This is a genomic window from Streptomyces sp. SID14515, assembly GCF_010548505.1.
Classification (GTDB): domain Bacteria; phylum Actinomycetota; class Actinomycetes; order Streptomycetales; family Streptomycetaceae; genus Streptomyces; species Streptomyces caviscabies.
The window spans coordinates 25,217-38,484 of record NZ_JAAGMH010000115.1; the positions used below are offsets into that span (position 1 = coordinate 25,217).

Here is a 13,268-nt window from a genome sequence, read left to right on the forward strand (position 1 = left end):
ACGCAGCGTAGGGATTACCTCTCCGTCCTTGATAGCGTCGCCCCCGCGGCTGCGGACTTCTCCCCCGACCCGGCCGTACGGGGTGGGCACGGGGACCGGGCGCGGCAGGACGAAGAGGGCCGACAGATGAGCCTTGCACAGGTGCACTACACCTCCGCCGCGCCGGGGGACGAGGGGGCCGAGGGAGCGGCGGGCCGGTTCACGGCGGTCGGTCCCGGGGTGTCGGGCGCCCTGCTGGCGGAGATCGAGCCCTTGGTGCGCTACGAGCTTCCCGGAGGCGTTCCCGACCGGCCGTCCGACAGTGAACTGCGGTCGCTGCCGCAGACGTTCGGTTACGCGGTGCTGTCCGACGGCAGTCGGCTGGTGGCCCGTTCGGCTCCGGTACGGGACACGGGCGGCGGCAGCGGCTCGGGGTCGGGGTCAGGACCGGGGTCGAGGCAGGGCATCCGGTTCCATGCGCACGCGGTGCATCTGCCGCCGGGGGTTCCGCTGCCGGGCGACCGGCTGCCGGTCGAGGCGTGGCGCTCGCCGCTCTGGGTGTCGACGACGCCCGCCGGGGCGATACCGGACCCGCTGACGCCGCCGCCGGGCCCGGCGGCGGTCTCCGAGGGCCTGGACGACTTCGCCGTCTCGCGCGGCCCCTGGCTCGCGGTGGTGCTGGCGGATCTGCGCCGGGCGAGCGAGGCGGAGGCGCCCGGTGGTCGGCCGGTGGTGCTGGTGGAGCGGCAGTGCGCGGACGTGGCCCGGTGGCTGGGTCTGGCGTCGGTCACCTTGCCGAGGGAGAGCGCGGAGCGGCTGACGTTCACCACGTACACCCGGCGGCCGGGGGGTTCGGCGGCGCGGGTGGTGGGGGTGCTGCCCGAGGACGCGGCGGCGGCCCGGGCGGCGGGCCTGCGGGTGCACGAGTGCGCGGGGCGGGCCCCGGTGGACGGTATGGACGACGTGTGGGCGACGACGGCGGCCCGGATCTGGCGGGGCCGGTCGCCCGAGCTGTTCCGGGAGGCGCGCGAACTGCCCGGAGAGCCGTTCGCCGCCGGGCCGTTGGCGGTGACGGCGCTCTGCGCGGGGATCGCGCTCGGCCCGGACGGACGTGCGGCGGCGGCCGGTTGGGCGGCCGACCGCCCCTACGCCCTGGACGCGAAGCGCACGGGCCAGTTGGTCGAGGCCCTCACCTCTCCCGGCATCGACGACCGTACGGGACCCGAATTCGACGCGGCCGGACGGCTTTTCAGCGCGCTGGAGGGCCGCTGCCCGGCCTCGGTCACCGCTCCGCTCGCGGCGATGCTGGTCACCGAGGCGGTGCGGGGCGGCAACGGCTCGCTGGAACTGCCGCGCCGGGACGCGTTCGCGGGCCCGGAGGGGGCCAAGGTCGCCGAGCGGCTGGGCCCGGAGATCCTGACCGAACTGACCGACACGGCCGGATCGCGCTCGGTGGCGCGCACCGTACAACTGCTGCGGGTGGCACGGCTGCTGGGCGTGGACGGCACGGATCTGCTGCCGGGCGTGGTGGACCGCCTGGCACCGGCGCTGCTGGCGGAGGCGGCGGAAGAAGAAGGCGAAAGAAAAGGTCCTGAGAGCGCCCCGGCTTTCGCTCCGGCCCTGCTGGAACTGCTGGACGAGCAGTTCGAGGTGCGGACGGCGCTGCTCGGCGCCCTGGACCGGATCGCGCCGCGGGATCCCGGGGCGGTGGCCCGGTTCCTGGAGCGGGTCACGCTGCCGTTCACCGGCACGCAGGCGCTGCCGCATCTGCGGATGTGCGCCGAGGTGCCGGGCGCGATGGCGACGCTGGGCGGTGACCGGGCGGCGGTGTGGCACCGGGTGCTGCGGGCGGCGGGCCTCTCCCCGTTCGCCGAGCCGCTGGTGCTGCGCACGGCGGTGGGCCTGGTCTGGGAGGACCGGGCCCCGACGGTCGAGGAGGCCCGCCTGCTGCTGGACGCGGCCACCTCCGACTCGCACCGCGGGGCCGGTACGTGGGCGCGCCTGGTCGACGCGGCGCTCAGCACGTCCGCCGCCGGCACGGACGAGGCGGCCGGCCTCGCCCATGACCTGCTGCGCGGCTACCCGGGCGAGATCGGCGGCCGCGAACGGGCCGGCCTTCTCCTGCTGGACCTGGTCCGCGAGCTGCGTACGGGCGCACCGGATCCCGGCTGGGCGGAGCGGGTCCGCACCCTGTGCGCCCAGGCGGAGCCGGTCGAACCGGCGCTCCGGGAGCGGGTGTACGCGGCCCTGGTGGAGCGCCTGCTGGCCCCGGACCGCCCGGGTGCCGAGCTGTACGACTTCGTCCACGGCGGCGACGACGACCTGATCGCCGCGTACGACCGCACCGCCCGGACGGAAGCCGTACGGACCCGGCTGCGCACCCAGCCCGCCTATGCGGCGGACTGCTTCACCGTCTGGACCGCCCACCCGCACGCGGGCCGCACCTGGCCCCCGGTGGCCGCCGCCCTCCTCGACGAGGTCCTGCGCCCCGCCGTCCGCGCCATGTCGGCCGAGGACGTCGCGGAGGTCGAGGCCACGGTGGGCCGCACAGGCAGCAGCGGCCGGGCCGACGCCTTCCGCGCCTGGAACCGCGTCAGCACCCTCGGCCGCCTGGGCCGCCGGATCGCGGGGCGGGTACGGCGGGGGTGAGCGGGGGCGGGAGCGGGACACCCCGCCGCACTTCTGGCACGAAATCACACATGCATACGTTGCTCTTGTTCGCCCGGGATAGATTGGCGCCCGGGGGGCGACTCCACCTCGCCACTCTCCGACCAGCCGTTCATGGGGGAACAGTGCTGACTTTCGACGATGTGGTGAACGCACCCGTCGGCAAACTGAAGACCGCGGTCGACGACTGGACCACGATGGTGACCAGGCTGGAGAAGCTCGCCGAGGATGCCCGGACCGGCATGAAGGCGAAAGCGGGCAAGGCGCGCTGGGAAGGCGTCAACGCCGGGGTCACCAAGGCGTTCATCGGAAAGACCGCAGCGGAGTTCGACGATGCCGCGGCCCAGGCCCGGGGCATCAAGTCCCTGTTGACTGATGCACACACATCCTTCGCATATGCCAAGACGCTGATCGCCATGCGGGACGAAGAGGGCCCGGCGGCAGGTGTGGTGATCAGCGCGAAGGGCAAGGTTTCGGCACGGCACGACCTGGAGGACGACCTCACCGCACGACGGGATCCGGACTACCCGGAGGCGCTGCGCAAGCAGAGGGCGGCCGTCGCGTCCTGGCAGCAGAAGGTCGATCGAGTCGTCGAGGACTGCTCCGACGCCGACGAGTCGTTGAAACGCGCCCTCGAAGCGAACATGAAGAGCAAGCACGACTTCAGCAAGCCCGCCTACAAGACGCTCGACGCGGAGCAGGCGGGCCACGCGTCGGAGCTGCTGAAGACGGTCACGGGCGAGGGCGGCACCGCCCGAAACCTCCATGCGCTGCGCGAACTCGAAGACATCATCGACGACAACCGCGGCGACCCGGAGTTCGCCACCGCCTTCTACCGCAGGCTGGGCGCGGAGGGCACGCTGGAGGCGTACACCCGGATGTCCCTGGACGCCACGTCGCTCGGCCCGGCCGGGGCGGACCGGGTAGGCCTGGTCCGCAACATCCAGAGCGACATGGGCGCGATGCTCGGCCTGGCCACGACCCCATCGGTGCCGAACCACCTGGACCCCGCCTGGACCTCGCAACTCCTCAAGGCGGGCCGCCAGGAAATCGACGTGTCCGGGTTCGCGGGCGTCGGCGCGAAGGTGTACGGCTACCAGGCTCTCGGGGCGCTGCTGCGGGAAGGCACGTACGACCAGCAGTTCCTGACGTCGGTCGGCCGCGACATGATCGCCATGGACAAGAAGGACCCCGAGATCTGGTCCCGGAACCTGCCGTACAACCAGGACATGGCGATCAACCTCAGCGCGGACGGCGGGAAGGGCTTCAACCCGGTCACCGGCCTCATGGAGGCGATGAGCAGGCACCCTGCGGCGTCGGCGGAGTTCTTCAACGAGAACCTGCGGTCGGACACGAACAACGACGGCATCGTCACCATGCTGGACCTGGAGACCAGCGCCAAGGACGCACAGAGCGTGGTCGACTACATGCTCGACAAGAAGCCGGCGGACGACTGGTACGACACCACGGCCGAAAGTGGCACCACGCTCGGCCAGACGGCCATGGGCAACGCCTTGGAGGCAGCGGTCACCGGACGCGTCCCCGGCGACGACGACGCACCGCCGGTGCGGCACTCCGAGGACATGAGCGGTGTCATGGAGAAGGTCGTGGAGAAGATCGGCACGAACCCGGAGCTGGTATCGGCCAAGGCCGGCGACCCGCCCGGCCCGCTGAGCGCGCTGGCTCCGCAGTTCGGCGCCATGGCGGCGGAGTACATGCCGGACTTGCAGGCAACCGCCGAGAACGCGGCGGGTCAGATCAAGCCATTCGGCGAACCGGCCGAATTCGAGAAGCACTTGATGACGAGGTTCCTCGGCTCGGTCGGCCAGGATCCGGACGCTTACGGTGCGATCACCCACGCGCAGCAGGCCTACACGACGGCGCTCGTGGGCGACGCCTTCCGCCATCCCGAGCGCCATGCCGACATGGGAGAGGCGATCCGCAATGCCGTTCACCCCGGCGGGGAGATCGCGGGGATGATGGCGGAGGCGAGGGCGCACGCGGTCGTGGATCTGAAGACGCACGAGATCGACGAGTACAACAAGGGCGTCGAAGACAACGCGAAGTGGACGAATCGAATCATCAACCTCGTCGGAGCCAAATATCTTGAACTGCTTCCTTTCGGCGGGGACGCCATCACGTGGATTCAGGAGGATGTCACAGAATCAGTGGTGGACAACGCGAAGGAAGATGACCTGGACGGGGCCGCACTCGATTCGGGAGAAGGATACGCGAGCGCGGAAGAGGCTACCAAGAGGGCCGCAGCAGCCGCTGTCGCCACGGGCGGCAAAGCCGCCGGGCTGACACCCGAGGAATACAACACCTACCTGGGCTCCGCTTCCACAGCAACGGCGGATGCCTACTCCATCGGTCACAACATGTCCGAGAAGAACCGACCCTGAGGAAGCGACCGTCCGTGCGCCGCATCAGACGATTCACAGCAGCCGTTACCCTCTCGCTGGCACTCACCGCAGGCGTGTCGGGCTGCTCCGAAGAGGAGCCCAAGACAGCACCGGAGTTGCCGAAACAGTTCTGCTGGAACGCATTCGACCGCAGTGAGGTACAACGCATCCTGCCGACCGGTGACCAGCTGACTCAGGACACCGAGGACTTCTTCTTCACCGATCGCGACAGGTCCATAAGCTGCCTGATCCGCGTTGACGGAGGGAGAGGTTTCAGCGCGCATGCGCGCTTCGAAGACGTCGAGGACGCCATCGAATGGAGTTCATTCGACCGGCTGAAGCCGGACTCGGTTCGCGTCGGAAAGAAGGCGATCGTCTGGAATACCGGAGGGATCACCTATTTCCCCTGCAAGGCGACAGCCAACTCCGGTCCGTCGACCGCGAAATACCTTCAGCTCACCATCTACGTCAGCGGCACCCGAGTCGAGAACCAACGCAAGACCCTCCCCGGCCTCCTCGAACAGTTCACCGCCTTCGCCCAGAAGGAACTCAAGTGCGCATGACCTCACAGGGCACACCGCGATCAGGCAAAACCTTTATTCACACGTAGAGGCGAGAGCCCTGACAGCGGGCGCTTCCGAGCGCGACGCGACGGTGGGACACGCCGCCTTCAATGCCGCCACGAGGGCATCGGCGCTCTTTCCGGCGAGTTCGTCCTCCAGCCGGGGCACGGGGTCACCGGAGCCGGACAGGGCGGCAGCGACCTCTTTCGCCGACTGTTCCCCACCTTCCATCTCCCCTTGGCCGATGGTGTCGTCGTCGTACGGCACCGTGCTCCCCTCGCCGAGCCCCACCCAGCGCGCCGGCTCCTCGGGGTCGCCTTCGGAGCAGGTCGCTCCCCGCCAGGCGAGCGCGATGATGTAGTGGTGCCCCAACTCGATGCGCGGCCTTTCGGCGAGGGCGTATTCGGTGCGGTTGTCGAGGTCGCCCTCCTTGAACACCCACCCCGATGAGCTGCGTTGCCAGGTCGCCGGTGCGGGCTGGGCCGGATCGCTTCTCGACCAGAGAACCTTCTCGACCTTCATACGCACATCGCGACCGATCATCCCCTCTCCCCGGTCCACCTCGCTCCGACTCGGAGCCACTTCACTTTCCTCGGTCGGTGTGGCGATGACGACATGGTCCGCATAGGTCACCCAGTCCTCGGCGGTACGGCTGGGCATACGGTCCTTGCCCTCACCCCGAATCGGTCCGACCACCGTGTCCGCGCCGCCGGAACATCCCGCCAGTAATACGGCGGAGACTGCGGAGACGGCGAAGCCCGGAAAACCGAAGATACGCACACGGCTCATCATGGATTCCCCCGTATTCGCCTAAGCGCGACCGGACGCGCCCGGGGCGACGCAGAGTACCCAAGCCTCCCGCCCCGGACCAGCCCCGTCAGGCGCGGTCGTGGAGCGTGATGTGGTAGCCGTCGGGGTCGGCGAAGGTGAACGTCCGGCCGAAGGGGCCGTCGACGGGGGCCGAGACGATGGTGTGGCCGGCGGCGGCGAGCGCGTCGTGGATGGCCTGGACTTCGGTGGCGTGGAACCAGAGCGCCGCCCCGATGCCGGGCTGGGCGACGGATGCGAGATCCGTGCCGGGGACGATCTCGCGGAGTGCGAACGCGATCGGCTTCGTCTCGAAGACGACGGCGTGCGGAGGTCCGGCCTGCGAGCGGACGAGGCCGAGGTACTGCTCGTAGAACGCCTGTGAGGCGTCGAGGTCGCGCGTCTGGAGCGAGAGGAAATCGGGACCGGTGGCGGGCATGGCGGTGCTCCTTCTCTTCGCACTTCGTGTCAGTTTTCTGACACGCGCCAATGTATGTCAGACTTCTGACATGAGTCAAAAGAGCCCCGGCGTCGACCTGGACACATCACTGGGCTACCTGCTGAAAGAGGCTTCGAGCGCTCTGCGCGCAGCCATGGAGGAGGTGCTGCGGCCGCTCGGGATGACCGTGACGCACTACTCCTGCCTCGAACTGCTGGCCCAACGGCCGGGCATGTCGAACTCCGAGCTCGCGCGCGGCGCGTTCGTGACACGGCAGTCGATGAACGTGCTGCTTCAGGCGCTGGAGCGAGACGGCTATGTGACCAGGCCCGCGGAGGCGGCCGTCGGGAAGGTTCTTCCGGCGCGACTCACGCCCCGCGGCCGGCAGAGCCTGGAGAAGGCGACCGCGGCGGTCCGGTCCGTCGAGATCAGAATGCTGGCCGGCATGACCGAGACCGAGCAGGCAGACGCGTTCCGGATCCTGCGGAGCATGACTCTCTCCCTGCGCGAGGGCGTCCGCGACGACGACGGCTAGCGGAGGCGACGCCGAGGACCCTCACGACAGCGGGTGGTCGGTGGCCGATGTCCCGTTCAGGCCGACCGGGCGACCTGAGGCGGGAGCCGCCGACTAGAATCGGCTTTCATGTCGAAGCCTGACGAGTTGCTCACTGACGTCGCAGCCCTGGTGGAGTCCGGGCACAGCAACCAAATGTCTCTGACCGTGGTCGCCGGGGGTGCTGTCATCACCGGCCGCCTCGCCCCGGAGGCCGTCTGGAGGCAGCGGGTCTCCGAGGTCCTGGCGGACTCGGCCCGGCTGAGCGAGTTCTCCGCCGCCTTCACCACCACCGCGCACAAGGAAGGGCCGCCCACGCATCTGCATTTCCATGTGGCGCGGATTCTCCAAGGAGCGGTGGGAATCCCGGAGACGGGCGGGATGTACCGCGTGGCGATCGAGGACGTCAGCGCCTGGACCATGGGCGACTTCAGCTACTCCGACCACTGACCCGCCCACGCCCGCGCTTACGCCCCACAGCCCACTGCCCCTCGCTGGTCGAACCAGCGCCGCCCCTCGAAGCAGCCCCGTGCCCGCCCGTCAGGCGGCCGCGGGGCTGCCGAGCAGTGCGGAGGCCTGCTGGAACGGGCTGAGCACACGCCGAGGCGCGACAAGTGCGCGCTCGGGCACGGCGGTTGCGGCCGTCGCGGCGCGGCCGGTGCAGGTGAAGCCGAGTCGGCTCATGGCCCGGAGGACTTCGCCCGCGCTGAAGTCTCGGCGGTCCTGGCGGGTGATGACCTGCCCGACCTGCTTGACCGGGTAGGTGCGCCGGCCGATGATCACGGACTCACCGCTGACCTGCTCGGGCTTGATGCCCCTCATCGACTCCAGGACGCCGCTCTTGGTGAGGTCGAAGGGGAAGCGGGCGATGACACAGCGCATGTTGCCTCACAGGGTGAAGGGCGAAGGGCGAAGGAAAAGCGGCGAAGAAGCGGCGAAGCCGCCAGAAGGGCGAGGAACGGTCGCGAAGGCTAGGCGGCCGCGCCGAAGGACGACTGACGCCCCGTCGCACGCCGAGTGGCGGAGGCGGAGCTGCGCCGTCCGCGCGGGGCCGCACTGCGCCGACGCCGCTCGGCCACCGGCGCGGTGATCGTCACGGGGATGCCGGACGGGGCCTGGGATCCGGTGATCCGGCTGAGCGCCTCCTCGCCGGAGCGGACCTGTGTGGTCAGGGGCACGATCCCGGCCGCGGTCATCAGGCGGGTCATGTCGCGACGCTGCCCGGGCGTGACCAGGGTGACGACGCTGCCGGACTCCCCGGCGCGTGCGGTACGGCCGCCGCGGTGGAGGTAGTCCTTGTGGTCGGTCGGCGGGTCGACGTTGACGACGAGGTCGAGGTTGTCGACGTGGATGCCGCGCGCCGCGACGTTCGTGGCGACGAGGACCGTGACGTGTCCGGTCTTGAACTGGGCGAGGGTGCGGGTCCGTTGCGGCTGGGACTTCCCGCCGTGCAGGGCGGCTGCCCGTACGCCGCTGTGCAGCAGGTGGTCGGTGAGCTTGTCCACCGCGTGCTTGGTGTCCAGGAACATGATCACCCGGCCCTCGCGCGCCGCGATCTCCGTCGTCGCCCGGTGCTTGTCGCCGCCGTGGACGTGCAGCACGTGGTGCTCCATCGTCGTGACGGCCCCCGCGGACGGGTCGACGGAGTGGACGACCGGGTCGGTGAGGTAGCGGCGGACCAGGAGGTCGACGTTACGGTCGAGGGTCGCGGAGAACAGCATGCGCTGGCCCTCGGGGCGGACCTGGTCCAGGAGCGCGGTGACCTGCGGCATGAAGCCCATGTCGGCCATCTGGTCGGCCTCGTCCAGCACGGTGATGGCGACCTGGTCCAGGGCGCAGTCGCCGCGCTCGATGAGGTCCTTGAGCCGCCCCGGGGTGGCGACGACGACTTCCACGCCGCCGCGCAGCGCGTTGGCCTGCCGGCCGATGGACATGCCGCCCACCACCGTGGCCAGGCGCAGCCTCACCGAGCGGGCGTACGGGGTGAGCGCGTCGGTGACCTGCTGGGCCAGCTCACGCGTCGGTACGAGGACCAGAGCCAGCGGCTGACGGGGCTCGGCGCGCTGTCCGGCGGTACGGGCCAGCAGGGCCAGGCCGAAGGCGAGGGTCTTGCCCGAGCCGGTGCGCCCCCGGCCGAGGACGTCACGGCCCGCGAGGGTGTTCGGCAGGGTCGCGCCCTGGATCGGGAACGGAACGCTCACGCCCTGCGCGGTGAGCGCGGCCAACAGCAGGGCGGGCATGTCGAGTTCGGCGAACGCCTCGACGGCGGGCAGTGCGGGGGTGAGCGTCTTCGGCGGTGCGAACTCGCCCTGGACCACGACGGGCCGCCGACCGCGGCCGACCGGACGCTGGCTGCTCGGGCCGCCGGTACGGCTGCGGTTGCGGGAGGTGCGGGAGGTGCGGTCGTTCGTACGGGTGGAGTTCACAGGAAACCTTCCTTGATACGGCACGTACCAAGGAATTCCCGCAGCGGAGAAACAGTGCGGGGAATCACAGGAACGGGCCGAGAGAAACGTGCGAGAAATTCCGTCGCGCAGTCGAAACAGGCGCGCAGGCGGAGGAGAGCACGAGATGGGGAGAGCACGAAATAACGAGATACGGGGTGACGAGAGCGCGATACGCGCGATCGTGCTGGATACGGGTGTGGTCAGGCGGGAACGATGTTCTCGGCTGTCAGACCCTTCTGGCACGACATGATGTCGAAAGTGACCTGCTGACCTTCGAGCAGTTCACGGAAGCCGTCGGCGGCTATGTTGGAGAAGTGGGCGAACACATCGTCCCCGCCGCCGTCCTGCTCGATGAAGCCGAAGCCTTTGGCCGCGTTGAACCACTTCACAGTGCCGGATGCCATGTCGTGTCTCCCTTGGGGCAGTACACCGGCCCGTGAGGTACGGATGCCGGGTCGCCGCGGTGATGCCCCACCCGGAGAACGATGTCCGGAAAAACGGAAGCGCCTGCACCAGCCGGAAATCGGCGGCGCCGCTCGAAGTTTGGGAACAGCAAGACTGCAACTGGGAATGACAGTAGCACGCCGTAGTGATCCGGATGCCGAGAATAACCCCACTCCCCCACTCGATGCAAAAACCCTCTCCACCCGACGAACCGAAACCTCATACGACGGCCACAGATATTGCCCCACCTGGAGTGCAGCGTTGCAGGTCCGAGGAATCAGAAAAAGAAGCCCACGGTTACACTCCGGCATTTTCCGATAACCTGGGTGTGCAAAGGGCGTGAGCAACAGCCCGAGAGGGCTTCAGGAGGCAGACCATGATCCATGCAGCCGAAATCCGTGAGTGGCGCGACCGGAACGTCATCGACCCGGAGGGCCGCAAGATCGGGGTGCTCGAAGCGGTCTACGTGGACACCACCACCGACGAACCGGCCATGGCCACCGTGCGCATCGGGCTCCCCACCCGTCACCAACTGGCCTTCGTCCCCCTCCACGAGGCGGTCGTCGGCCCGGACTACGTCAGGGTCGCCTACGACAAGGCGCTGGTGAAGAAGGCGCCGTCGATCGGCATGGACGACATCCTGCCCGCCGAGGCGGAGGAAGAGGTCTTCACGTACTACGAGCTGCCCTACCGGCCGGGCGCCGGCGGAGAGCGGCAACTGGCCCGCCGCTGACCGCACACGCCCAACGCCCGCCCCGCCCCGGCCCGCCCGGCAGCCCAGCGGTACGCACCGACAGGACAGGCCCGCCGGTATCGCGGCCGGGCCCGTCAGCACAGCAGATCCAGCTCCGCCCGGACCGTCTTGCCCGGATTGCGGTCGAGCACCGCCCAGCGGTCCGCCAGAGCCTCCACGATCAGCAGCCCGCGCCCGCCGTCGGAGCCGTCCTCCGGCGCGGTGATCTCGCCGGGGCCGGGCGGCCGGCACTCGGTCCGGGTGTCGGACACCTCGATCCGCAGGAGTCCGGGCACGGCCGGATCGCCGGGCATGTACGACAGGCGCAGTTCGAAGTTGCGGCCGGGCACGCGGCCATGGGTCGCCGCGTTGGCCGCCAGCTCGCCGATGATCAGGGCCGCCGACTCCGATGCGTCACTGAGATACGGGATACCCCAGGTGTGCAGCTTGTGGAGGCCGACGCGGCGGGCGAGCCGGGCGCCACGCGGAGCCGCGACGTAGTGACGATTGAACACACGTACGGTTACGCGGGGTTGGGTCTTCGTAGGTGCTTCCATGCCCCCAGATTCCGGGCCACAGCCCCTCTCCGCCAGGTCAGCAACTCGTACGCTCAGTCAGCGTACGGGTGCGAAGGGTAGACGGTACGGGTCACGTTCCGTGAGCATGGACGGGTCGCGGACCAGGACAGGCGCACGGGGAGGTGGCCGTACATGACGCACGGCACGGAGAGCATCGACAGCACCACATACGGGACGTTCGGCAACGGCAGCGGCGGCGGTGGCCGCAGCAGCGAACCCGAACCGCAGTACATCCTCAAGATGTTCGGAGAGGTGGTCAAGACCTTCCGCAAGCGGGCGAGGCTGACACAGGAACAGTTCGCCCCGCTCGTCGGGTACTCACCCGAGACCGTGGCCTCCATCGAGCAGGGCCGCCGCCTCCCGCCTCCGGACTTCGCGGAGCGCGCGGACAGTGTGCTCGACGCGTTCGGGGTGATTCTGGCCGCGGCGAAGCATCTGACGCGGCGGAAGGGGTTGGCGAGGTGGTTCCGGCAGTGGGCGCAGCTGGAGCTGACGGCGCTGAGCCTGTACACGTACGAATGCCGGTTGATTCCGGGGCTGTTGCAGACGCCTGCGTACGCGCGGACGCTGTTCGTCGACCAGTTGCCACCACTCGCCGACGAGCAGATCGAGGCCCAGCTCGCGGCTCGGCTGGAGCGTCAAGAACTCCTGCGGAACCGACCGAACACGGCGTTCAGCTTCATCCTCGAAGAGCACTTGTTCCTGCGGGACTTGGGCGGCGAGGAGGTCACCAGGGAGCTGATCGACCACATCCTCGATCTGTCCGAGCTGCGCAATGTGGATGTCCAGATCATGCCACTCGTACGGCATCACCACGCAGGCCTGGGCGGTCCCGTGCAGCTGCTGGAGACCCCGGATCACCAGTGGTTCGGCTACTTGGAGGGGCAGGCGCACGGGCAGTTCGTCTCCGACCCCAAAGCGATCAGCGTGATCCAGATGCGGTGTGCCAGTATGCGTTCACAGGCTCTCTCGTTGGACGACTCCAAGAGCCTGATGCGGCGGATGCGAGGAGCGAGATGAGCACCACACCCCTGGCCTGGTTCAAGAGCAGCTACAGCAGCGGCGACGGCGACTCCTGCGTGGAAGTCGCGCTGCAGTGGCACAAGTCGAGCTACAGCGGCGGCTCCGGCGACGACTGCGTCGAGGTCGCCGCCTGCCCCTCCACCGTCCACGTACGCGACTCCAAGATCGAGGAGAGCCCCGAGCTCGCCCTCGCCCCGACCGCCTGGACGCATTTCCTCGCGTACGCCGTCCAGAACTGAACCGATCGCCCCCTGAGGTCACATCAGCAGCTCGGCTGCGCCCGGACCGACTCCGCGCGCAGCCGTGTCGCGTACCAGGCAAGGGCGAAGCAGATGCACACGTACATCGCGACGGCCTGGGTCGCGTAGTTCGGATAGTCGATGATCCAGGCGCTCGCCGTGGGGTCGGTGGCGTGGGCCGGGTTGTCCGCGACATGCGGCAGCAGCAGGGCGACGATGCCCCCGACCCCCTGCGCCACGATGTACAGCGCCACGAACTCGCCAAGCCGCCACAGGTAGGTACGGCGGTTCTCGCGCCTCAGGGCTCGGACCCGGGCGCGGGCGGTGCCCGAGCGCCAGTGGGTGCCGGCCGGCGCCACCTTCGCGCTCACCTCGGGTGCGAGCATGGCCGCGC

Annotated in this window: 15 protein-coding genes; 8 read left to right on the forward strand and 7 right to left on the reverse strand. The window is 69.4% G+C overall.

The annotated features are described in order from the left end of the window. Positions 1-126: 126 nt before the first annotated feature. From G3I54_RS26965 to G3I54_RS26975, 3 genes are read left to right on the forward strand one after another with little or no spacing between them, the layout of a single operon-like run. Positions 127-2,628 (forward strand): GTPase-associated protein 1-related protein, encoded by a 2,502-nt coding sequence (locus G3I54_RS26965; protein ID WP_164618009.1) that lies wholly within the window; start codon positions 127-129, stop codon positions 2,626-2,628. A 50-nt stretch (positions 2,629-2,678) separates the two neighbouring features. Further along, entirely contained in the window at positions 2,679-5,048 is a 2,370-nt protein-coding gene (locus G3I54_RS26970; RefSeq protein WP_239144587.1) for a hypothetical protein, read from the forward strand. 14 nt (positions 5,049-5,062) lie between these two features. Further along, positions 5,063-5,611 (forward strand): hypothetical protein, encoded by a 549-nt coding sequence (locus G3I54_RS26975; RefSeq protein WP_164618011.1) that lies wholly within the window; start codon positions 5,063-5,065, stop codon positions 5,609-5,611. A gap of 33 nt (positions 5,612-5,644) precedes the next feature. Here the strand turns inward: G3I54_RS26975 and G3I54_RS26980 are convergent, their stop codons facing one another. Together G3I54_RS26980 and G3I54_RS26985 are read right to left on the reverse strand one after the other, a co-directional pair. Then, on the reverse strand, positions 5,645-6,403 hold the full coding sequence (locus G3I54_RS26980; protein ID WP_239144588.1) for a hypothetical protein: 759 nt from the start codon (positions 6,401-6,403) through the stop codon (positions 5,645-5,647). Positions 6,404-6,488: 85 nt separating this feature from the next. After that, entirely contained in the window at positions 6,489-6,857 is a 369-nt protein-coding gene (locus G3I54_RS26985; protein WP_164618013.1) for a VOC family protein, read from the reverse strand. A 70-nt stretch (positions 6,858-6,927) separates the two neighbouring features. Here G3I54_RS26985 and G3I54_RS26990 point away from each other — a divergent pair, with 70 nt between their 5' ends. Beyond that, positions 6,928-7,392, forward strand: a complete 465-nt coding sequence (locus tag G3I54_RS26990) for a MarR family transcriptional regulator (RefSeq protein ID WP_164618015.1) — start codon at positions 6,928-6,930, stop codon at positions 7,390-7,392. Between the two features lie 108 nt (positions 7,393-7,500). Continuing rightward, complete coding sequence (locus G3I54_RS26995; RefSeq protein ID WP_164618017.1) at positions 7,501-7,860, forward strand: hypothetical protein; 360 nt, start codon at positions 7,501-7,503, stop codon at positions 7,858-7,860. 90 nt (positions 7,861-7,950) lie between these two features. On the opposite strand, the gene G3I54_RS27000 is transcribed toward G3I54_RS26995, so the two are convergent. The 3 genes from G3I54_RS27000 to G3I54_RS27010 all read right to left on the reverse strand — a co-directional run bounded on the left by G3I54_RS27000 (position 7,951) and on the right by G3I54_RS27010 (position 10,261). Next, positions 7,951-8,292 carry an SCO5918 family protein gene (locus tag G3I54_RS27000; protein ID WP_164618019.1) on the reverse strand — a complete coding sequence of 114 codons (342 nt, stop codon included), beginning with the start codon at positions 8,290-8,292 and terminating at the stop codon, positions 7,951-7,953. Between the two features lie 89 nt (positions 8,293-8,381). Further along, positions 8,382-9,836 (reverse strand): DEAD/DEAH box helicase, encoded by a 1,455-nt coding sequence (locus tag G3I54_RS27005; protein WP_164618021.1) that lies wholly within the window; start codon positions 9,834-9,836, stop codon positions 8,382-8,384. Positions 9,837-10,057: 221 nt separating this feature from the next. After that, entirely contained in the window at positions 10,058-10,261 is a 204-nt protein-coding gene (locus G3I54_RS27010; RefSeq protein ID WP_103511943.1) for a cold-shock protein, read from the reverse strand. Between the two features lie 416 nt (positions 10,262-10,677). On the opposite strand from G3I54_RS27010, the gene G3I54_RS27015 reads away from it, so the two are divergent. After that, the gene (locus G3I54_RS27015) at positions 10,678-11,034 is read left to right on the forward strand and encodes a PRC-barrel domain-containing protein (RefSeq protein ID WP_164618023.1); all 357 of its coding nucleotides are present in this window, start codon (positions 10,678-10,680) and stop codon (positions 11,032-11,034) included. Between the two features lie 95 nt (positions 11,035-11,129). Here G3I54_RS27015 and G3I54_RS27020 read toward each other — a convergent pair whose 3' ends face one another. Further along, complete coding sequence (locus G3I54_RS27020) at positions 11,130-11,591, reverse strand: ATP-binding protein (RefSeq protein WP_203687235.1); 462 nt, start codon at positions 11,589-11,591, stop codon at positions 11,130-11,132. Positions 11,592-11,744: 153 nt separating this feature from the next. Between G3I54_RS27020 and G3I54_RS27025 the strand changes: the two genes are divergently transcribed. Both G3I54_RS27025 and G3I54_RS27030 read left to right on the forward strand, forming a co-directional pair. Then, positions 11,745-12,632: a helix-turn-helix transcriptional regulator gene (locus G3I54_RS27025; RefSeq protein ID WP_164618028.1), complete on the forward strand. Its 888-nt coding sequence runs from the start codon at positions 11,745-11,747 to the stop codon at positions 12,630-12,632. Then, on the forward strand, positions 12,629-12,874 hold the full coding sequence (locus G3I54_RS27030) for a DUF397 domain-containing protein (protein WP_164618030.1): 246 nt from the start codon (positions 12,629-12,631) through the stop codon (positions 12,872-12,874). The genes G3I54_RS27025 and G3I54_RS27030 overlap by 4 nt, the downstream gene beginning before the upstream one ends. A 23-nt stretch (positions 12,875-12,897) precedes the next feature. Here G3I54_RS27030 and G3I54_RS27035 read toward each other — a convergent pair whose 3' ends face one another. Continuing rightward, positions 12,898-13,260 carry a hypothetical protein gene (locus G3I54_RS27035; protein WP_239144589.1) on the reverse strand — a complete coding sequence of 121 codons (363 nt, stop codon included), beginning with the start codon at positions 13,258-13,260 and terminating at the stop codon, positions 12,898-12,900. Between the last annotated feature and the right edge of the window lie 8 nt (positions 13,261-13,268).